The organism is Arthrobacter sp. ov407, from assembly GCF_900102895.1.
Classification (GTDB): domain Bacteria; phylum Actinomycetota; class Actinomycetes; order Actinomycetales; family Micrococcaceae; genus Arthrobacter.
Window position 1 is genome coordinate 15,719 of record NZ_FNGD01000016.1, and the last position, 20,484, is coordinate 36,202.

Annotated in this window: 18 protein-coding genes and 1 tRNA gene; 15 read left to right on the forward strand and 4 right to left on the reverse strand. The window is 66.8% G+C overall.

Features of this window, described 5'->3' with window-relative positions; translation table 11 throughout:
- Positions 1 to 20: 20 nt before the first annotated feature.
- The 8 genes from BLS42_RS17665 (at position 21) to BLS42_RS17700 (ending at position 7,424) form a co-directional block, all read left to right on the forward strand.
- Positions 21 to 953 carry a segregation and condensation protein A gene (locus tag BLS42_RS17665; protein ID WP_256336545.1) on the forward strand — a complete coding sequence of 311 codons (933 nt, stop codon included), beginning with the start codon at positions 21 to 23 and terminating at the stop codon, positions 951 to 953.
- A 101-nt stretch (positions 954 to 1,054) separates the two neighbouring features.
- A complete protein-coding gene (locus tag BLS42_RS17670) occupies positions 1,055 to 1,636 on the forward strand; it encodes an SMC-Scp complex subunit ScpB (protein ID WP_371129614.1) in 582 nt (193 codons plus the stop codon).
- 119 nt (positions 1,637 to 1,755) lie between these two features.
- The gene (locus BLS42_RS17675) at positions 1,756 to 3,012 is read left to right on the forward strand and encodes a pseudouridine synthase (protein WP_090583541.1); all 1,257 of its coding nucleotides are present in this window, start codon (positions 1,756 to 1,758) and stop codon (positions 3,010 to 3,012) included.
- A 2-nt stretch (positions 3,013 to 3,014) separates the two neighbouring features.
- On the forward strand, positions 3,015 to 4,124 hold the full coding sequence (locus BLS42_RS17680) for a prephenate dehydrogenase (protein WP_090583542.1): 1,110 nt from the start codon (positions 3,015 to 3,017) through the stop codon (positions 4,122 to 4,124).
- The gene (cmk, locus tag BLS42_RS17685; protein WP_256336546.1) at positions 4,124 to 4,897 is read left to right on the forward strand and encodes a (d)CMP kinase; all 774 of its coding nucleotides are present in this window, start codon (positions 4,124 to 4,126) and stop codon (positions 4,895 to 4,897) included. The genes BLS42_RS17680 and cmk overlap by 1 nt, the downstream gene beginning before the upstream one ends.
- A gap of 73 nt (positions 4,898 to 4,970) precedes the next feature.
- Positions 4,971 to 5,651 carry a lysophospholipid acyltransferase family protein gene (locus tag BLS42_RS17690; protein ID WP_090583635.1) on the forward strand — a complete coding sequence of 227 codons (681 nt, stop codon included), beginning with the start codon at positions 4,971 to 4,973 and terminating at the stop codon, positions 5,649 to 5,651.
- Positions 5,648 to 7,198 carry a ribosome biogenesis GTPase Der gene (der, locus tag BLS42_RS17695; protein ID WP_090583543.1) on the forward strand — a complete coding sequence of 517 codons (1,551 nt, stop codon included), beginning with the start codon at positions 5,648 to 5,650 and terminating at the stop codon, positions 7,196 to 7,198. Before BLS42_RS17690 ends, der begins: the two co-directional genes overlap by 4 nt.
- A 149-nt stretch (positions 7,199 to 7,347) precedes the next feature.
- Positions 7,348 to 7,424 (forward strand) — tRNA-Pro (locus BLS42_RS17700).
- A gap of 87 nt (positions 7,425 to 7,511) precedes the next feature.
- Here BLS42_RS17700 and BLS42_RS17705 read toward each other — a convergent pair.
- Both BLS42_RS17705 and BLS42_RS17710 read right to left on the reverse strand, forming a co-directional pair.
- Positions 7,512 to 8,096, reverse strand: a complete 585-nt coding sequence (locus BLS42_RS17705) for an adenylate kinase (protein ID WP_256336547.1) — start codon at positions 8,094 to 8,096, stop codon at positions 7,512 to 7,514.
- A 123-nt stretch (positions 8,097 to 8,219) separates the two neighbouring features.
- Positions 8,220 to 9,089, reverse strand: a complete 870-nt coding sequence (locus tag BLS42_RS17710; RefSeq protein ID WP_090583636.1) for an Fpg/Nei family DNA glycosylase — start codon at positions 9,087 to 9,089, stop codon at positions 8,220 to 8,222.
- A 197-nt stretch (positions 9,090 to 9,286) separates the two neighbouring features.
- On the opposite strand from BLS42_RS17710, the gene gcvH reads away from it, so the two are divergent.
- The 5 genes from gcvH (at position 9,287) to BLS42_RS17735 (ending at position 12,502) form a co-directional block, all read left to right on the forward strand.
- Entirely contained in the window at positions 9,287 to 9,673 is a 387-nt protein-coding gene (gene gcvH, locus BLS42_RS17715; RefSeq protein WP_090583545.1) for a glycine cleavage system protein GcvH, read from the forward strand.
- Between the two features lie 159 nt (positions 9,674 to 9,832).
- Complete coding sequence (locus tag BLS42_RS17720) at positions 9,833 to 10,309, forward strand: FHA domain-containing protein (RefSeq protein WP_090583546.1); 477 nt, start codon at positions 9,833 to 9,835, stop codon at positions 10,307 to 10,309.
- Between the two features lie 17 nt (positions 10,310 to 10,326).
- On the forward strand, positions 10,327 to 11,049 hold the full coding sequence (locus BLS42_RS17725; RefSeq protein WP_090583547.1) for a transcriptional regulator FtsR: 723 nt from the start codon (positions 10,327 to 10,329) through the stop codon (positions 11,047 to 11,049).
- Positions 11,049 to 11,552 carry a bifunctional nuclease family protein gene (locus BLS42_RS17730; RefSeq protein ID WP_090583555.1) on the forward strand — a complete coding sequence of 168 codons (504 nt, stop codon included), beginning with the start codon at positions 11,049 to 11,051 and terminating at the stop codon, positions 11,550 to 11,552. Before BLS42_RS17725 ends, BLS42_RS17730 begins: the two co-directional genes overlap by 1 nt.
- A gap of 353 nt (positions 11,553 to 11,905) precedes the next feature.
- Entirely contained in the window at positions 11,906 to 12,502 is a 597-nt protein-coding gene (locus BLS42_RS17735; RefSeq protein WP_090583557.1) for a MerR family transcriptional regulator, read from the forward strand.
- Between the two features lie 110 nt (positions 12,503 to 12,612).
- On the opposite strand, the gene BLS42_RS17740 is transcribed toward BLS42_RS17735, so the two are convergent.
- The gene (locus BLS42_RS17740) at positions 12,613 to 13,488 is read right to left on the reverse strand and encodes a ParA family protein (protein ID WP_090583558.1); all 876 of its coding nucleotides are present in this window, start codon (positions 13,486 to 13,488) and stop codon (positions 12,613 to 12,615) included.
- Between the two features lie 318 nt (positions 13,489 to 13,806).
- Here BLS42_RS17740 and BLS42_RS17745 point away from each other — a divergent pair, with 318 nt between their 5' ends.
- Positions 13,807 to 17,202 (forward strand): pyruvate carboxylase, encoded by a 3,396-nt coding sequence (locus tag BLS42_RS17745; protein ID WP_090583559.1) that lies wholly within the window; start codon positions 13,807 to 13,809, stop codon positions 17,200 to 17,202.
- Between the two features lie 111 nt (positions 17,203 to 17,313).
- Here BLS42_RS17745 and BLS42_RS17750 read toward each other — a convergent pair whose 3' ends face one another.
- Positions 17,314 to 19,137, reverse strand: a complete 1,824-nt coding sequence (locus BLS42_RS17750) for an AMP-dependent synthetase/ligase (RefSeq protein WP_090583560.1) — start codon at positions 19,135 to 19,137, stop codon at positions 17,314 to 17,316.
- A gap of 237 nt (positions 19,138 to 19,374) precedes the next feature.
- Between BLS42_RS17750 and BLS42_RS17755 the strand changes: the two genes are divergently transcribed.
- On the forward strand, positions 19,375 to 20,466 hold the full coding sequence (locus BLS42_RS17755) for an ROK family glucokinase (RefSeq protein ID WP_090583561.1): 1,092 nt from the start codon (positions 19,375 to 19,377) through the stop codon (positions 20,464 to 20,466).
- Positions 20,467 to 20,484: the final 18 nt, after the last annotated feature.

A 20,484-nucleotide genomic window follows, 5' to 3' on the forward strand; every position in this document is an offset into this window, starting at 1 on the left:
CTCCGCCAGCGGAGCTCGACATGCCCGCGGAGCTCGACACACGCGCGGATTCCGCGCAGTCCGCAGCCCCGGACGCCCCGGCATTGCCGGACGCCCCGGCAGAGCCGGACGTGACGGCAGAGCCGGACGTGACGGCAGGCCCGGCCGGGAAGAAGCCCGGATTCGAAGTGCGGCTCGCCAACTTCACCGGCCCGTTCGATCTCCTGCTCGGCCTGATCTCCAAGCATCAGCTGGACATCACCGAGGTGGCGCTGTCGACGGTCACGGACGAATTCATCAAATACATCAGGGGCCTGCAGCAGCTGGGGGAGGAGTGGGCGCTGGATGAGGCCAGCGAATTCCTGGTGATTGCGGCCACGCTCCTGGACCTCAAAGCGGCCCGGCTGCTGCCCGCAGGCGAGGTTGAGGACGATGAGGACATTGCCCTGCTGGAAGCCCGGGACCTCCTGTTCGCCCGGTTGTTGCAGTACAAGGCCTTCAAGCACGTCGCGGGCATGATCGGCTCCACGCTTGAGCTCGAAGCCCGGCGGCATCCCCGGCAGGTTGCCCTGGAGGGACACTTCGCTGCCCTCCTGCCGGAACTTCTGTGGCGGCACACCCCGGAGCAGTTCGCTTCCCTGGCCGAGGCGGCCCTCAAGCCAAAGGAGGCAGCCCCCACGGAAGTAGGCCTCGCGCACCTGCACGGTACGCCCGTGAGTGTCAAGGAACAGGCCGAGCTTCTGGGGAACCGGTTGCGGCTGGGCACGCCGTTGACGTTCCGGGCGCTGATCGCCGACGCCGAATCCACCCTGGTGGTGGTGGCGCGGTTCCTGGCGCTGCTGGAGCTGTTCCGCGACCGCGCGGTGGGCTTTGACCAGCTGCTGCCGCTGGGCGACCTGACCGTGCACTGGACGGCCGATACCGACGGGTGGAGCAGCGAAAACCTGAGTGAAGAATACGAGGACCAGCCGTGAACGAAAGATTGCCAGACACTGTGCCGGACACCGAGCCTGACACGCGGCCGGACGTCGCGAACCTGCCCGGTGGGGCCCGCGCGGCCCTCGAAGCCGTCCTGATGGTGATCGACGAACCGGCCACAGCCACGGCCCTCGCCGCCGGACTGGACCTGACGGTCGACGTCGTCGAGTCCCTCCTGGCTGAACTGCAGCGGGAGTATAACGGCTATACTGTTAATGCCCCGGATGCGGACGTTGCCAGCCATCGCAGGAACAATGACGGCAACACTCCCGCCCCCCGGGGTTTTGAATTGCGGAATATCGCCGGAGGCTGGCGGATCTATTCCCGCGCGGAGTTCGCCGAGATCGTTGGCGGATTCGTGCTGGAAGGACAGACAGCCAGGCTGACGCAGGCGGCGCTCGAAACGCTCGCCGTCATCGCTTACCGCCAGCCCGTATCAAGGGCGCGGGTGTCTGCAATTCGAGGAGTCAACGTTGACTCTGTGGTGCGGACGCTGACGCAGCGGGGGCTGATCGAGGACTCGGGAACCGATCCCGAATCCGGAGCAATCCTGTACCGCACGACATCGTATTTCCTTGAGCGGATGGGAATCGGCTCCGTGGCTGAACTGCCGCAGCTTTCCCCCCACCTTCCGGGTCTGGAAGGCATCGAGGAATACTACGACGCAGGAAGAATGTAAGCAGTATCTTGTGCAGGCACAACGTCTGCGCAAGAGTATCCACCGGGCAGAACAATTTGCCCGGCCGGCGGGTGTTGTCGGGAGACAGCGGCCGCAGGCCACCAACGTAAGGACGGGTCATGACACAGGCGGGACGCCAGGGTTCACCACGTAACAGTTCGGGACGCAATAGTGCCGGACAAGGCAGTGCCGGACAGAGCAGGGCAGGTCAGGGTAAGACCGCACGCGGTCCGGTCCAGGGCGGCGGCCCGCGCGCTGCCGGCGGCAAGGGAGGCCGTGACTTCTCCAAGGGCGGCGGAGACCGCCCCTTCAAGCACCCCAAGCCTCGCGAAGAGGCCTTCATCGATCCGGATCTGCAGGGTCCCGACGGCGCGCCGTCGGCTGCCCGCCCGGCTTCCGCTGACTGGAAGTCCAAGGCGCCTTCCGGCAAGGAAGCAGCCCGCAAGGCGGCGGCCCGCAAGCCCGGCTTCGGCAAGGCCCCCGGCACTCCCGGTGCCCTCAAGCCCAAGCCGCGCACCGGCGCCGCCAAGTTCGCCGGCCCCCGCGCCTTCGGCAGCGAACGCTTCGGCCAGAACCTCGGGCCGGTGCGCAAGCCCGCCCGCAACCGCGGACCGCGCCGCGAGGTGCCGCAGTCTGAGCTGCACGACGCCGACGGCACCCGCCTCCAGAAGGTTATGGCCTCGGCCGGAGTCGCCTCACGGCGGGTCTGCGAGGAAATGATCGCCGAAGGCCGCGTCGAGGTCGACGGCCAGGTGGTGACCGAACTCGGCGTGCGCGTCGACCCGAAGACGGCAGTGATCCACGTCGACGGACTGCGCATCCAGCTGGACGAGAACATGGTCTACATGGTCTTCAATAAGCCCAAGGGCGTTGTCTCCACCATGGAGGACCCGGACGGCCGCCCGTGCATCAGCGACTTTGTCCGCAACCACCACGGCGAACGCCTGTTCCACGTGGGTCGGCTCGACGTCGCCACGGAAGGGCTGCTGCTCCTGACGAACGACGGCGAGCTCGCAAACCGCCTGACGCATCCGTCCTATGAAGTGCCCAAGACCTACCTCGTGCAGGTCCGTGGGCCGTTCCCGCAGGGCGTGGGTGCCGAACTTAAGGGCGGTGTCGAGCTCGAGGACGGTATCGCCTCGGTTGACTCCTTCAAGCTCGTCGACTCGACCCCCGGCCACGTGCTGATCGAGGTCGTGCTGCACTCGGGCAAGAACCGGATCGTCCGTCGCTTGTTCGACGCCGTCGGCTTCCCCGTGCTGCGCCTGGTCCGCGTCAAGGTTGGCCCCATCGGGCTGGGCGACCAGCGCCAGGGCAGCATCCGCAACCTCGGCAAGCAGGAAGTCGGCCACCTGCTGGCATCCGTGGGGCTGTAGGCATGTCCGCCTTCCGCACGCACGGCCGAGGCCACCTGAACGGCCCGGTGGTCGTCTTGGGCTCCGGGCTTCTGGGCACCAGCATCGGGCTGGGGCTGCGGGGGCGTGGTGTCGCTGTGTTCCTCTCGGATCCGTCGCCGACCAACCAGGCTGTCGCCGTTGACATCGGCGCCGGCTTGCCGCTGGCGCGCCTCGACGGGGACCAGCCGGAGCTCGTCGTCGTGGCTGCGCCACCGGATGTTACCGCTGACGTCGTTGCCGACGCGCTCCGGGACTACCCGCACGCCGTCGTGGTGGACATCGCGAGCGTGAAGGCAGGCATTCTGGCCGATCTCCGCAGCCGCGGCGCCGACGTGGGCCGCTACGTGGGGACCCACCCCATGGCAGGGCGCGAGAAATCCGGTCCCGTCGCTGCCCGCGGCGAGCTGTTCACGTCCATGCCGTGGGTCGTGTGCCCGGCGGAAGAGACTCTGCCGGAGTCCCTGCAGGTGGCGCGTGCGCTGGCCGGCGATCTCGGCGCCGTCGTGTCCGAATTCGCCGCCGACGAACACGACGAGGCCGTGGCGCTCGTCTCACACCTGCCGCAGGTGATGTCCTCGCTCGTGGCCAGCCGCCTGCAGGGCACACCGCTGCACGCCCTGTCCCTGGCCGGGAACGGGCTGCGGGACGTCACCCGGATCGCCGCGAGCGATCCCACGCTCTGGGTCCAGATCCTGGGGGCGAACGCGGACAAGGTGGTGGAGATTCTGCACGGAGTCCGCGAGGACCTCAACCGGCTGATCGGCACCCTGGAGGCCCCGACCGCTCCCGGCGCCCGGCTGGACCTGGCCCAGCTGATCAGTGAAGGCAACGCCGGCCAGTCCCGGATCCCGGGCAAGCACGGCGGACCCCCGCAGGCCTACTCCTGGCTGACAGTCCTGGTGGATGACACGCCGGGACAGATCGCCAAACTCCTGACCGAGATCGGCGAGATCGGCGTCAATGTCGAGGATCTCCGCCTCGACCACTCGTCGGGACAGAACGTGGGCATGGTGGAAATTTCCGTCCTGCCCAACAAGCATGACCTTTTGATCGAAGCCCTCAACGACCGCGGATGGCGGGTACTCCAGTAATGACCCAGGAACTCATAGAGACAGTGGACGTGCTCCGCCCCGGAAAAAGCCTTGTGGTCGCCATCGACGGCCCCTCCGGCTCCGGCAAATCCAGCGTCAGTAAAGAGGTGGCCCGCCGGCTCAAACTGGCCTACCTCGACACCGGCGCAATGTACCGCGCCCTGACCTGGTTCTGCCTGGAGAACGGCACGGACCTGGACGACGGGGCGGCCGTCGAGTCCGCGTCCGAGGCCCTCCCGCTGGACATCAGCACGAGTCCGCAAGAAGAGTACGTCCGCGTCGGCGGGCAAGATGTCACTCTTGCCATCCGTGAGCCCGCCATTTCCGCGGCGGTCAGCGCCGTCGCTACCACCTTGGGCGCGCGTACGGAACTGATCCGCCGGCAGCGCGAGCTGATCGAAAAGCACCACCGCCGCATGGTGGTCGAAGGCCGGGACATCACCACCGTCGTCGCGCCCCATGCCGAGGTGCGGATGCTGCTGACCGCGAGCGAGGAAGCCCGGCTGCGCCGCCGCGGCATCCAGCTGGGCGGGAGCCAGAGTTCCGAGCAGCTGGCAGCCCAGGTCACGCACCGCGATGCCAAGGACTCCACCGTGGTGAACTTCACCACGGCCGCCGACGGCGTTGTCACCCTGGACTCCTCGGAGCTGGACTTTGACGAGACGGTTCAGGCCGCCCTAGACATCGTGGACACCGTGGTTAACCACTCAGCGCTCCAGCAGAGCGCCGCACAGCAGAAAACCGTCCCTCACCGGGTTGTTTACGGTGACTGAGGGGCGCGCCGGAGGACAGGCCACAGAGCACTCCTCCCTGCCCGGCCACTGGACCACGGTGTGGAGCCGTCCCGTGGGCTGGATCCTCGACCACCTCGTCTACCGCACGTCGGTCACCGGACGGTCCCACGTCCCGGCGGCCGGCCCCGTGATATTCGCGGGCAACCACATCAGCTTCCTCGACGGGCCCGTCATGTTCGGCGCAGCGCCCCGGCCCATGCACATCCTGGTCAAGCAGGAGATGTTCACCGGGTTCCTCGGGCGGGTGCTCAAGGCCTCGGGCCAGCTGCCCGTCGACCGCCGCGGCGGCCGCGCGGCGTTGGCCACGGCCCGGAGCCTGCTCGGCGCCGGACGGTGTGTCGGGATTTTGCCCGAAGGCACCCGGGGGAGCGGTGAGGCCGCCGCGATCAACAACGGCGTCGCCTGGCTGGCACTCAACTCCGGCGCCACAGTGGTTCCCGTGGCTATCTTGGGCACCAGAATCGGCGGCGAACACCTGGACACGGTTCCCGCGCCCCGCCGGCGGCTGCATGTCAGCTTTGGCGGGGCCATCAACGTCAGCCGCAGGCCCGGTGAGACCGGCCGTGTTTCAATGGACAGGGCGGGAATCGAAATCCGGGCCGCGCTAGCGCGCCATGTCCAGGACTCAGTACTAAGAACCGGGCAGTCCCTGCCCCACGCGGAATCACCGCATGAACGTCATGAAGCAGTAGCCGGGACGCCGGCAGATCACCACCTAAGGAAAGTGCAATGAGCGATACGACTCAAACCTCCGGCAATTTTGGCGCCGGCGAAGACGAATACACGCCCACCGGCACCGACCAGGTGGCTGAACACCTTGCCGCCCTGGACGATGACGAGGCGGAGCTCCGCGCGGCCTCCCTTCGGGCCGGCCTTGACGACTACGAGCTGGACGAGGACGACGCCGCGCTGCTGAGCGGCCAGTTCGACGACGAGGACTTTGACGGTCCGGTCAAACTCGATCCGGTCCTGGCCATCATCGGCCGGCCCAACGTGGGCAAGTCCACCCTGGTCAACAGGATCCTGGGCCGCCGCGAGGCAGTGGTGGAGGACACCCCCGGCGTCACCCGCGACCGCGTCATGTACTCGGCGAACTGGAACGGCCGCAACTTCACGGTCGTGGACACCGGCGGCTGGGAACACGATGCCCGCGGCATCCACGCCCGTGTGGCGGAGCAGGCCGAGATGGCCGTGGAACTCGCGGACGCCGTCCTGTTCGTCGTCGACTCCGCCGTCGGCGCAACCGCGACCGACGAAGGCGTCATGAAGATGCTGCGTAAGTCGAAGAAGCCGGTCATCATGGTTGCCAATAAGGTCGATGACTTCGCCCAGGAAGCCGATTCGGCAACCCTCTGGGGCCTGGGCTTCGGCGAGCCGTACCCCGTCTCGGCCCTGCACGGCCGCGGCGTGGCGGACCTCCTGGATCACGTCATGGACACCCTCCCGGAGTACTCCCTGATTGAAGGCCTCGAGCGCTCCGGCGGACCCCGCCGTGTGGCGCTGATCGGCCGCCCGAACGTCGGCAAGTCCTCGCTGCTGAACAAGCTGGCCGGTTCCGAGCGTGTGGTGGTGGACAACACCGCCGGCACCACCCGCGACCCGGTCGATGAATTCATCGAACTCGGCGGACGCACGTGGCGCTTCGTGGACACCGCCGGCATCCGGCGCCGCCAGCACATGGCTCAGGGCGCGGACTTCTACGCCTCCCTGCGCACCCAGAGCGCGCTCGAAAAGGCCGAGGTCGCCGTCGTGCTCCTGGCCGTGGACGAAGTCCTCAGCGAGCAGGACGTCCGCATCCTGCAGCTCGCCGTCGAATCCGGCCGCGCCCTGGTGCTCGCCTTCAACAAGTGGGACCTCCTCGACGACGAACGCCGCCGCTACCTGGAACGCGAAATCGAGCAGGACCTGGCACACGTCGCCTGGGCCCCGCGCGTGAACATCTCAGCCTTGACCGGCTGGCACAAGGACCGGCTCACCCCGGCCCTGGACATTGCCCTCGAGAACTGGGACAAGCGCATCCCCACCGGACGCCTCAACGCGTTCCTGGGCGAGCTCGTGGCAGCGCACCCGCACCCGGTCCGCGGCGGCAAGCAGCCCCGCATCCTGTTCGGCACCCAGGCGTCGAGCCGGCCGCCGAAGTTCGTGCTGTTCACCACCGGATTCCTGGATCCGGGATACCGCCGCTTCATCACCCGGCGCCTCCGCGAGACCTTCGGTTTCGAGGGCACGCCGATCGAGGTCAACATGCGTGTACGCGAAAAGCGCGGCAAGAAACGTTAATTCCGACACACCATGGCTGTGACAGCATGAAATTGTCACAGGCACCCTCCGGAATCGTGTAAGCTTTTGGAGGTGGTTCGGCCGGACTGCTTGGAAGAAAACCTGGAGAGAATCCGGGACGACTTCCCAGCGGAGAACGGTGGAACCAGCGGGCTGTAGCGCAGCTTGGTAGCGCACTTGACTGGGGGTCAAGGGGTCGCAGGTTCAAATCCTGTCAGCCCGACCAACAGAAGAAACCCCGCCATTCCTCATAAGGGAATGGCGGGGTTTTCTGTTTCTCGAACTCCCGGGAAATCGCGGCGGCCTTTACTGTTTAACGTATGGCCGCGGGGAAGGACGCACGGAGTGCCGCAAGCAGTCTGCCGAAGATCTCATCCTCGCTGCCCGTGCCTTCGACGCTGAGGAGGATCCCGCGCTCTGAGTATGCTGTGGCCACCGGCACAGTCTCGTGGCGGTAGAGCTCCAAACGGTGCCGGATGACGTCCTCGGTATCGTCGCTGCGTCCGGTCATGGTGGCGCGGTGGAGCATTCGGCGGACGAGCTCCGCGTCGTCAACCGTCAGTTGGACTGCAACGTCCAGCTCGTGCCCGTTGGCGGCAAGGATTAAGTCGAGTTCAGCCAGTTGCGCCGTGTTTCGGGGATATCCGTCCAAGAGGAACCCGACCCTGACGTCATTCTGGTTCAGACGGTCACGCACCACACGGTTTGTCAGCGTGTCGGGCACCAAATCGCCCGCGTCCAGATGCACAGTGACTTCCCGGCCCAGCGGCGTCAGGTTCTTCACATGGTCGCGGAAAACCTCTCCAGTGGACACCACGGTGATGTCGAGGCGCCGGGACAAACGTTCGGCCTGGGTGCCCTTGCCGCACCCCGGGGGACCCATAATCAGCATTCGCATCTTTGAGACAACTCCCTCAGGCGCTGTTGAAACGTGTCCTTGTATCGTGTTCGCTGGGAGGCGCCAGCGCAAGGGATTGAGGCGCCGGCGCCCGTTTCAAGAAGCATCTATTTCCGGGAGCGCCTATTTTAGGAAGCGGGAAGTCCGGCGGTCGGCCAGGATCTTTCCCTTCGTCTGGCACGTCGGGCAGTACTGCAGGGCGGTGTCCGCAAAGGAGACCTCCCGAACCGTGTCGCCACACACCGGACACGCTTCGCCGGCGCGGCCGTGGACCCTCATGTGGCTTCGCTTGGTGTCTTTGAGTTCGTTGGGCGGCTTGCCCTGGGCTTCCTCCACTGCCGTTCCCAGAATGGTGTGGATGGCGTCGTAGAGGCGCTGGACGTCCGTCCTGTCCAAGGACTTGGCGAGGGCGAAAGGGGAGGTCTTGGCGGCGTGCAGGATCTCGTCGCTGTAGGCATTTCCAATCCCGGCGATAATGCTCTGGCTCCTCAGGACGCCCTTGATCTGCTGGGAGCTGGAACCGAGGATCCCAGCCAAAGCGTCGACGTCGAAGCCTGGACTGAACGGATCCGGTCCGAGCGCCGCGATGCCGGGAACGTCGCGGGGATCGCGGACCACATAGACCGCCAGGCTCTTTTTCGTGCCCGCTTCGGTCAGGTCCATGCCCACCGGGCCGGAAGCGCCCGCAAATGTCAGCCGCACCGCGATGTGCCCCTTGCCCATTTTCAGCTGTGCGTCAGTGGGGGTGTCAGTGAAGCGGACCCAGCCGGCCCGCGCCAGGTGGAAGACAAAATGCAGCCCTTCGGCTTCCATGCCGACGAACTTGCCGAACCGGCGCACCCCGGTGACGGCCCTGCCCTCGAGGTCGGTGAAGAGAGGGTCTGCCGTCTTGAGCACGGCGAAGGAGACCAGTTGGATCTTCGTCACAATTGCTCCGCGCAGGTGCTCATTGAGAAAGTCCGTCAGGGCCGCAACTTCCGGAAGCTCAGGCATGGCCCAGCCCTGGCCGGTCCGGAGGGGTCCCGGCGCCCCGGCTGTTGACATTCCTGACCGTCAGCGGCGCATGTTCTGCCATCGCACTATCTTCTCAGATCCCTCCCCGGCCCCTGCCCGGTATGCCTATACTTTCAGCGGCGGCTAGAACAAACGACTGCCGCCGCATAGGTGATTGACCCGATGAAAGGCCCGTCATGAGCATCATTCCCGAAGACCTGTCCTACACCGCAGAACACGAATGGGTTTCGGCCCCCAACACCGACGGGATTGTGCGCGTGGGCATCACCGATTTTGCCCAGGACGCCCTCGGGGATGTCGTTTACGCCCAGATGCCCGAAGTGGGGACAGCCATCAAGGCCAACGACGTGGTCGGAGAAGTCGAATCCACCAAGAGCGTCAGCGACATTTACGCCCCCGTGACGGGCGAGGTCGTGGCCCGCAACGAGGCCCTGGACACTGATTCCGCCCTTATTAACTCCGATCCGTACGGTGAGGGCTGGCTGATCGAAATCAAGCTCGCGGAAGCCGACGCGGTCGAGTCCCTCCTCAGTGCATCCGAGTATGAACAGCAGGTAGGCTAAAGACAGAGGTCGTTCGGTCCGGGGTCGCCGGAGAGTGTTGTTGGGATAAATAACAAAGCCGCGCCCCGCCGACAGGCCTCAATACCGGGACTGCGAGGCTTTTCCGGACGGCATGCGTTGTTTGCAGGGGGGACACCTGCAACGAATGAGGAGGACTCAATGTTTGGGCACGAACGGAACGACACCGGTGACGGTTACGGCACGGGTGGAGTGAAAGCTTCGGAGACCACGTCGATCAACCTCACTCCGGTGCGCGATGAAACCGACTTCACGCCGAAGCTCTCGACCGAGGAACGGGCAGCGGTCGAGGCCCTTCCCTTCGGATCGGCCCTGCTCGTGGCGCACAGCGGCCCCAACGCCGGCGCGCGGTTCCTGCTGGACTCGGACGTCACGACGGCGGGCCGCCACCCGGACGCCGATATCTTCCTTGACGACGTCACTGTGTCCCGCAGGCACGTGGAATTCCGCCGCACCGCGCGCAGCTTCGAGGTAGTGGACACCGGGAGCCTGAACGGCACCTACGTCAACCACGACCGCGTGGACTCCGTGGAACTGAAGTCCGGCAACGAGGTCCAGATCGGCAAGTTCCGCCTCACCTTCTACCTCAGCCCTGCCCGCGCAGCAGGCAACGTCTGATTCCGGGGTAGCTGCCTGTGGCCACGGCACAAGCGGATCGGCGCGGACCCCAGGTTCTGAACATCGGGGAAGTCCTGGCTCAATTGAGCGACGACTTTCCCAGCATGACGGCGTCAAAAATCCGGTTCCTTGAGGAAAAGGGACTCATCAACCCGCAGCGGACCCCTGCCGGCTACCGGCAGTATTCCGAGAACGACGTCGAACGGCTGCGCTTTGTGCTGGCCCTCCAGCGTGACCAGTACCTGCCGCTAAAGGTCATCAAGGACTACCTTGACGCGATCGACCGGGGCGAACGACCGGAAAACCTGCCGGCAGGCGTCACGGTCTCGCCACGGATCGTTTCCGAGGAGCTCGCCACCGAGCTGCAGAGCCGTGCGCGGCGGCTCAGCGAGGAGCAGCTCCGCGCTGAATCCGGGGCCAGCGTCCCGCTGCTGGAGTCGCTCTTGAGCTACGGCCTGATCGGGCACATCAACGGCAAGTTTGACGAACACGCCCTGCAGGTGGCGCGTGCTTGCGTCCAGCTAGAGAGCCATGGCCTGGAGCCCCGCCACCTGCGGCCGTTCCAGGCAGCCGCCGACCGCGAATTCGGGCTCGTGGAACGCGCCGTGGCCACGCTGACGTCTCGCAAGGACGCGGCCTCCCACGCCCGCGCCGCCGAGGCTGCCCGGGAAATCAGCGACCTCTGCCTGTCCCTGCACCAGGCGCTGGTCCACGACCGCATCTCAAGGATGGACATCTGATGATTGAGGTGGAGATTGTCGGCGTGCGGATTGAGTTGCCGTCCAACCAGCCGCTTGTCCTGCTCAAGGAAATCCATGGTGAGCGGCACGTGCCGATCTGGATCGGGACTCCGGAAGCCAGCGCCATCGCCCTGGCCCAGCAGGGAGTCATCCCGCCCCGGCCGATGACCCACGACCTTCTGGTGGACGTTGTCGAGGCCCTGGGCCACACGATCGTCAGCGTCAACATCGTCGCGGTGGAAGACAACATCTTTTACGGTCAGCTGCAGTTCGAGAACGGAACCACCGTCAGCTCCCGGGCCTCGGATGCCTTGGCGCTTGCCCTGCGCGCCAAGTGCCGGATCTGGTGTGCCGACGCCGTCATGGACGAGGCCGGCGTCCGGATCACTGAACACGACGAGGGCGAGGACACGCATCCCGAACCCGCCGTGGACGAGGAACGCGAACTGCGGCGCTTCCGCGAGTTCCTCGACGACGTCGAACCCGAAGACTTCGGCGGCTGAAGTGCCCCATGGCGACCGGGGCCGAGGAGGCTGCCGGAGCTGTTGGTGCGCCTGTGACTGCCGAGGTTCCTGAAACGCCCGGGACAGCTGTGGCGGCTCCAAACGTTAAAGTCGAGGATGAAACTTTCGACACGCCCGCCGAATAGCCCCAACGTCTTTGACCTTGGGCCCCAGCAGGCCTAACGTCGGAGGTACAAGTTCCCATTGCATACGGTAGCCGCGCAAGTCACACTGGAAAGTGCACCCCCGGCTGAATTACACGGATGAAATCATCATCCTGTGTCATGTAGCTGTTCACATATATTGCTGCCGATGCAAATTACCCAGGGGAACCCACGACAAGGAGGGTCCACGTGAGTCCGAAAGGCGAAGCAGGCGAGCTGAAGCAGACCGCAACGGCCGGCGTTGCTGTGCCCGCCAGCGGTGCCCAAGGCCTGCTGTTCACCGAGGATCTTCCCGTTCTGGACGAAGACGCGGGCTACCGCGGCCCCACCGCCTGCAAGGCGGCTGGCATCACCTACCGCCAACTCGACTACTGGGCACGCACCGGTCTGGTTGAGCCCGCCGTCCGCGGCGCAGCCGGCTCCGGCTCGCAGCGGCTCTACGGCTTCCGCGACATCCTGGTCCTCAAGGTGGTCAAACGGCTCCTGGACACCGGCGTCTCCCTGCAGCAGATCCGCACCGCCGTGGAGCACCTGCGGGAGCGCGGCGTCGAAGACCTCGCGCAGATCACGCTCATGAGCGACGGTGCGAGCGTCTACGAGTGCACCTCCGCGGATGAAGTGATCGATCTCGTCCAGGGCGGCCAGGGGGTGTTCGGCATCGCCGTCGGCCGTGTGTGGCGCGAAGTTGAAGGAAGCCTCGCAGCCCTTCCCAGCGAACACGCCGCGGACCAGTCCTTTCCGGACGACGAACTGAGCAAGCGCCGCGCGGCCCGCAAGATCGGCTAGCGCACACCGTTACAGACAAGACTGAGGCCGCCTCCCGGACAGGGAAGGCGGCCTCAGTTCGTTGAGCGTTGGGCGGTTGGTGCCGGGCAGCCCCTGGTTGGCAGTCCTATCTAACGCAGGCTGCGGTTGCGGACGGTGCCGGCCGGGGCCACGCCGTTGGGATGCAGCAGATTCTGCAGCAGGGCATCGAAGAGCCCGGCCGCATTCTTGGCTGAGTCTCCGGGCCAGTGGTGGATGGAGTGGGCCGCGCCCTGGATCTGCTGCCAGTTGGCCTGTTCCGGGATGTGCGGGCTCAGCAGCAGCTGGCCGAACATGGACTCCATCTCCGAGAGCCGGAAGGTGTGCTCGGCCGAGCCGCTGCGCACCCGGTTGGCCACAATGCCGGCGGGGGACAAATTGGGGGCGAATTCCTGCCGGAACAGCTGGATGGCGCGCATGGTGCGTTCCGTGCCGGCCACCGAGAAGAGCCCGGGCTCGGCCACCAGGGTCACCTTGTCGCTTGCGGACCACGCCATCCGGGTTAGGCCGTTCAGCGACGGGGGACAATCGACCAGGACGAGCTCATAGTTCGTGGCACCGGCCAGCACAGTGGAGAGCCGGCGGAGGTCGCGGCGGCCCAGGTCGGGCCGGTCGTAGATACCGGTGTAGGCAGAGCCGACGGCTACGTCGAGGACCGAGGTTGCAGCGCCGGACTGTCTTGTGCGGTTGGCGTTGCCGTTGGCGCGGCCGTTGATTCTGGCGTGTTCCACCCAGCCGCTGGGAACCACGTTGTCCGCCAGATGCGCCCGCCGGGGCGACCTCAGCATCCGCCCGATATCGAGCTGATCGTCCGGGCTCACGCCGAGGGCGGTGCTGGCGTCAGCGTGCGGGTCAAGGTCGACGACGAGGGTGGGGATGCCGGCGGCCAAGGCCGCTGACGCCAGTCCGGTGGTCACGGATGTCTTGCCGACACCGCCTTTGAGGCTGCTGATGCTCACTACTTGCACTTGAAAAACCAATACCTAACGCCGGTTGCCGAGACGGGGTCGTGCCGGCTCCTGCGTTCTTCGGAGCCGGGGCGTGCATGCGCCACCCACCCACTCATCATATGTTGATGCTCCGCCGAAACCCGTTTCATCCGGCCCCGGGGCGCCAGAACCTCGCGAACCGGGCAGACGGGGAAAGCTCCATGGCCGGGGCCCTGCCCATCGCGGCGTCCGTGACGGATAATGCTGTGACAGTGGCCACAATGATTTGTGTTTGCCAGCACAGGTCCTAGACACTGTGAGCACTTACCGATACGCCCGCGATGATGCAGGAGAAGCATGTTTTCTAAGATTCTGGTGGCCAACCGCGGCGAAATCGCGATTCGCGCGTTCCGCGCGAGCTACGAGCTGGGTGCCAAGACTGTCGCTGTGTTTCCCCACGAGGACCGCAACTCGATTCACCGCCAGAAGGCCGATGAGGCGTATCTGATCGGCGAGGAGGGACACCCGGTCCGGGCGTACCTGGACGTTGACGAGGTGGTGCGGGTAGCCAAGGAGTCCGGGGCGGATGCCATCTACCCCGGCTATGGCTTCCTCTCCGAGAACCCGCGCCTGGCGCGGGCCGCGAAGGCGGCCGGCATCACGTTCGTTGGGCCGCCGGCGGAGGTCCTGGAACTCGCGGGCAACAAGGTTGCCGCACTCGAGGCCGCCCGCAAGGCCGGTGTCCCGGTGCTCAAGTCCAGCCAGCCGTCGAAGGACATGGACGAGCTGATCGCCGCCGCTGATGAGATCGGCTTCCCGATCTTCGCCAAGGCCGTCGCCGGTGGCGGCGGCCGCGGCATGCGCCGCGTGGACACCCGCGAAGCGCTCCCGGAGGCCCTGCAGGCCGCCATGCGCGAAGCGGACGCAGCGTTCGGGGATCCCACCATGTTCCTCGAGCAGGCCGTCCTGCGCCCGCGGCACATCGAGGTCCAGATCCTGGCCGATGCCCAGGGCAACATCATGCACCTCTTCGAGCGTGACTGCTCCATCCAGCGCCGCCACCAGAAGGTCATCGAGATTGCACCGGCCCCGAACCTCGACGAAGGCATCCGGCAGGCGCTCTACCGCGACGCCGTGAAGTTCGCGAAGGCGCTGAACTACGTCAACGCCGGCACTGTCGAATTCCTTGTCGACACGGTGGGGGAGCGCGCCGGCCAGCACGTGTTCATTGAAATGAACCCGCGCATCCAGGTCGAGCACACCGTCACCGAGGAAGTCACCGACGTCGACCTCGTCCAGGCGCAGCTGCGCATCGCCGCCGGTGAGACGCTCGCGGACCTTGGCCTGTCGCAGGAGAGCGTCCAGCTCAAGGGCGCTGCCCTGCAGTGCCGCATCACCACGGAAGACCCGGCCAACGGTTTCCGGCCCGACGTCGGCAAGATCACCGGCTACCGCTCGGCCGGCGGCGCCGGTGTCCGGCTCGACGGCGGCACCGTCTACTCCGGCGCGGAGATCAGCCCGCACTTCGACTCCATGCTGGTCAAGCTGACCTGCCGCGGCCGCGACTACCCGGCCGCCGTGGCCCGGGCCCGCCGCGCCCTCGCCGAGTTCCGCATCCGCGGCGTGTCCACCAACATCTCCTTCCTGCAGGCAGTCCTGGACGATGCCGACTTCGTCGCAGGGGATGTGGCCACCTCGTTCATTGACGAACGGCCCGAGCTGCTGAAGGCGCGGGTCTCCGCAGACCGCGGCACCAAGCTGTTGACCTGGCTTGCCGAAGTCACTGTCAACAAGCCCAACGGCGAACTTAAGGTCCACACGGACCCGGCCGACAAGCTTCCAGCCCTCGACGACGCCGAGGCCCGGCCGGGGTCCCGCCAGCGGCTCCTGGAGCTCGGCCCGGAAGGATTTGCCCGGGCCCTGCGCGCGCAGGACGCCGTGGCCGTCACGGACACCACCTTCCGCGACGCGCACCAGTCCCTGCTCGCCACCCGTGTGCGCACCCGCGACCTCGTGGCAGCCGGTCCGGCCGAGTCCAAGCTGCTCCCGGAGCTGCTGTCGGTCGAGGCCTGGGGTGGGGCGACCTACGACGTCGCCCTTCGCTTCCTCGGCGAAGACCCGTGGGACCGGCTTGCTGCCCTGCGCAAGGCGATGCCGAACCTGTGCCTGCAGATGCTGCTCCGCGGCCGCAACACCGTCGGCTACACGCCCTACCCGGAAGAGGTCACGGTGGCGTTCGTCAACGAGGCCGCCGCCACGGGCATCGACATCTTCCGCATCTTCGATGCCCTCAACGACGTCAACCAGATGGCCCCGGCCATCCGGGCCGTCCGCGAGACCGGTACCGCCGTCGCCGAGGTCGCCCTCTGCTACACCGCGGACATGCTGGATCCGGAGGAAACGCTCTACACGCTGGACTACTACCTGGGGCTGGCGCAGAAGATCGTCGACGCCGGGGCGCACATCCTCGCGATCAAGGACATGGCCGGGCTGCTGCGTCCGGCTGCCGCGGCACGGCTCGTCTCGGCGCTGCGGGAGCGGTTCGACCTCCCCGTCCACCTGCACACCCACGACACCGCAGGCGGCCAGCTGGCCACCCTCCTCGCGGCCGTGGATGCCGGCGTGGATGCCGTGGACGTGGCGTCGGCCTCCCTGGCCGGAACCACCAGCCAGCCCTCGGCCTCGGCCCTCGTCGCCGCGCTGGCCCACACGCCGCGCGACACCGGCCTCAGCCTCGCGAACGTCTGTGCCCTCGAGCCCTACTGGGAAGCCGTCCGCCGGGTCTACGCGCCGTTCGAGTCCGGTCTGCCGGGGCCCACGGGCCGTGTCTACCAGCACGAGATTCCGGGCGGGCAGCTGTCCAACCTGCGTCAGCAGGCGATGGCGCTGGGCCTGGGCGAACGCTTCGAGGCCATCGAGGACATGTACACCGCGGCGGACCGCATCCTCGGACGCCTGGTGAAGGTGACGCCGTCGTCCAAGGTGGTGGGCGACCTCGCCCTGCACCTGGTGGGCCTCAACGCCGATCCCGCGGACTTCAACGAAAACCCGCAGAAGTACGACGTCCCGGATTCCGTGATCGGCTTCCTCTCCGGCGAACTCGGCGACCCGCCCGGCGGCTGGCCTGAGCCCTTCCGGACCAAGGCGCTGCAGGGCCGGACCGTCAAGGTCCGCGACGTTGAGCTCAGCACCGAGGACAGCGCTGCGCTCAACGGCGATTCCAAGACCCGTCGGCGCACCCTCAACCGGCTGCTCTTCGCCGGTCCCACCAAGGACTACCAGAAGAGCGTCGAGTCCTACGGCAACCTTTCGGTGCTGGACACGCGCGATTACCTCTTCGGGCTGCAGCGCGGCGCGGAGCACGAGATCGAGCTCGAGAAGGGCGTCCGCCTGATCGCCTCGCTCGAGGCCGTGTCCGAGCCGGACGAGAAGGGCATGCGCACAGTCATGTGCACGCTCAACGGCCAGTCCCGGCCTGTGGTGGTCCGTGACCGTTCAGTGGTGAGCAACGTCAAGGCCGCCGAACGCGCCGACGCCTCCCAGCCGGGCCAGGTGGCCTCACCGTTCGCCGGTGCCGTCACGCTGACCGTCAAGGCCGGGGACACGGTCAAGGCCGGAGACACGGTGGCCACCATCGAGGCCATGAAGATGGAAGCATCCATCACGACGCCGGTGGCCGGCACCGTGGCGCGCCTCGCCGTCGGCTCGATCGAACAGGTCCAGGGCGGGGACCTGCTGCTCGTCGTCGAATAGCGGCAGTGCAGCACCCCAACAGCCCGTAGCAACCCAAAAGGGTCCTTCCAGCCGAAAGCTGGAAGGACCCTTTTGCTGGTGCAGGTTTTGCTGGTGCGGGGAATCCGTCGCCTACGCGAGCGTGGGACGCTTGGCGCTGTACATTTCCTCGATCACGTTCTCGAAGTCTTTGAGCACCTGCGCCCGCTTGACCTTCATTGAGGGGGTCAGGTGGCCGGAGGCCTCGGTGAAGTCGGCAGGCACGATCCGGAAGGACTTGATCGCCTCGGCCTGGGAAACCGTCTGGTTGGCGTGGTTGATGAGTTCCTGGACGGCGGCCTTGACCGCCGGATTCTCGGCAGCCTCGGCGAGCGAGGTCGAGGCCGGGAGCCCGTGGCGGCCCAGCCAGCCGGGGAGGGCTTCCTCGTCCAGGGTCACAAGGGCGCCGATGAACGGGCGGTTGTCGCCCACCACGAGCACCTGCGAGACAAGCGCGTCCGCCCGGATCTGGTCCTCCAGCAGGGCCGGGACCACGTTCTTGCCCCCCGCGGTGACGATGATTTCCTTCTTGCGCCCGGTGATGGTCAGGAACCCCGCCTCGTCCAGCTGTCCGATGTCGCCCGTGCGGAACCAGCCGTCGTCGTCGAAGGTCGCGGCGGACAGGTCATCGCGCTTGTAGTAGCGGGGCATGACGCACACGCCCTTGGCGAGGATCTCGCCGTCGTCCGCGATCCTGACGGAGTTGCCGGGAATCGGGGCGCCGACGGTGCCGATCTTGATCAAGTCCGGGGTGTTGACCGTGACCGGGGCCGTGGTTTCGGTCAGCCCGTACCCTTCCAGGATCTGCATGCCGATGCCCTGGAAGAAGTGGCCCAGCCGTTCACCGAGCGGGCCGCCGCCGGAAACGGCATGGGAGACGTTCCCGCCCATGGCCGCCCGAAGCTTGCTGTACACGAGCTTGTCGAACAAGGAGTGCTTGAGCCTCAGCACGAGCCCCACCTTGCCGGCTTGGCGGGCCCGGGAGAATTCGATGGCGGTGTCCGCGGCGCGGTGGAAAATGGCGCCCTTGCCGCCGTCCTCGGCCTTGGTCATGGCGGAGTTGTAGACCTTTTCGAAGACGCGCGGGACGGCGAGGATGAAGGTCGGTTTGTAGCTCTGCAGATCCGGCAGCAGGTTCTTGATATCCGGTGTGTGCGCCACCGTGACGCCGGCTGCGACGGCCAGCACCGAAATGAAGCGTGCGAAGACGTGGGCCAGGGGTAGGAACATGATGGTCCTGGCCTGCTCATGCACGATCCTGCCCAGCGACGTGACCAGGACGTTCTCGGACAGTTCCACGAAATTGCCGTGGGTCAGCTCGCAGCCCTTGGGCCGCCCGGTGGTTCCTGAGGTGTAGATGATCGTGGCGATATCGTTCAGGGACGCCTGTCCGCGCCGCGCTTCGAGCTCGGCGTCGCTGATGCCGGCTCCCGCCGCACGGACCTCGTCCAGGCGGTCGCCCTCAAGCTGCCAGACATGCCGCAGGTCGGTGAGCCCTTCGGAAGTTGCGGCCTGCCGGATGATGTCCTCGTGGTGCGCGGATTCGCCGAACGCCGCCACGGCGCCAGAGTCGCCCAGGTTCCAGGCCACCTGCGAGGGGGAGGAGGTCTCGTAGATCGGGACAGAGACGGCGCCGGCGAACCAGATGGCGAAGTCGATCAGGGCCCATTCGTAACGTGTGCGGGACATGATGCCAACGCGGTCGCCGGCGGCCACACCGCTGGCCATGAGGCCCTTGGCGAGGGCCGAGACGTCTGCCAGGAAATCCGTGGCACGGACGTCCTGCCACTGGCCCGCCGCGTCGAGCCGCGAGAACAGCGCAGGGTTGGAGGCCTTGGCCGCCTGACGCAGCACGAGGTTTGTGACGTTGGTGTCCGGATCGACGTTCACCAGGGGCGGGACAATGATTTCTCGCACGAGAGCTCCTTAGGTATCCATAGGCCCGCAAGGGGTACCGCTAAGCCTAGTATGCGGTCTCCCTAAGGTGTGTTCTGCGACACCTACTGGCCAGTAACTTTACGGTCGGGCCCGCCATTCCGCTAGTCAGGGATGCTGCGGACACGGGCGCGGCGTTGTGCTGCCGACCCGCCCGGGGAAGTCATGCTGCCGGGGCCTTCGCGGCTGCGACGGCCCCGGCGAATAGAATGGGGCACCATGCAGACACCAACACCCCGCCGGCAGCCCGCCCTGCGCGGCCGGACCGCCGCCTGGCGGAGCAGGAACGTGGCCGGAGCGGCGGCCGCCACGGCCGGACACGACATTCGTTCACACCTGCGGCTGGGCCGCAAGGGCTTGGCGATCGGCGTCGACATCGGGGGAACCAAGGTTGCTGCCGGGGTGGTCGATGCCGAGGGCCGGATCCTCAGCCAGGCGAAACGCTCCACTCCCGGCAACGACCCGCGCGCCGTGGAGCAGGTCATTGTCGAACTGGTCGAAGAACTGGGCGCCGGGCACCGGATCTGGTCGGTGGGAATCGGCGCCGCCGGCTGGATGGACCTCGACGGCGGCACGGTACTTTTCAGCCCGCACCTGGCCTGGCGCAATGAACCGCTGCGCGAGAACCTGCAGCTGCTGCTACGCCGCCCGGTCCTGCTGACCAACGACGCCGACGCTGCCGCCTGGGCGGAATGGCGCTTCGGCGCCGGACAGGGACAGAACCGTCTGGTCTGCATCACCCTGGGCACCGGAATCGGCGGCGCCATGGTGATGGACGGACGGCTGGAACGCGGCCGCTTCGGGGTGGCGGGGGAGTTCGGCCACCAGATCATCATGCCGGGCGGGCACCGCTGCGAGTGCGGCAACCGCGGCTGCTGGGAACAGTACGCCTCAGGAAATGCGCTCGGCCGCGAGGCCAGGGAACTGGCCGCCGCGAATTCTCCGGTTGCCCAGGAACTGCTCAAGGCCGTGGACGGAGACGTAGGACGCATCACGGGCGTGATCGTCACCGAGCTGGCCAAGGCCGGGGACCCGACCTCCCGGGAACTCCTCGAGGACGTCGGGGAATGGCTGGGCCTTGGCCTGGCGAACCTCGCAGCGGCCCTGGACCCCGGAAAATTCGTGATTGGCGGCGGACTGTGCGATGCCGGCGAACTGCTCGTCGCGCCGGCCCGGAAGGCCTTCGCGCGGAACCTTACCGGCCGCGGCTTCCGCCCCGCTGCGGAGATCGAACTGGCAGCCCTTGGACCCAACGCCGGACTGATCGGCGCCGCCGACCTCTCCCGGGTCAGCAGCCGCATGCACACGTAGCAGCGCGACCGAACCGGC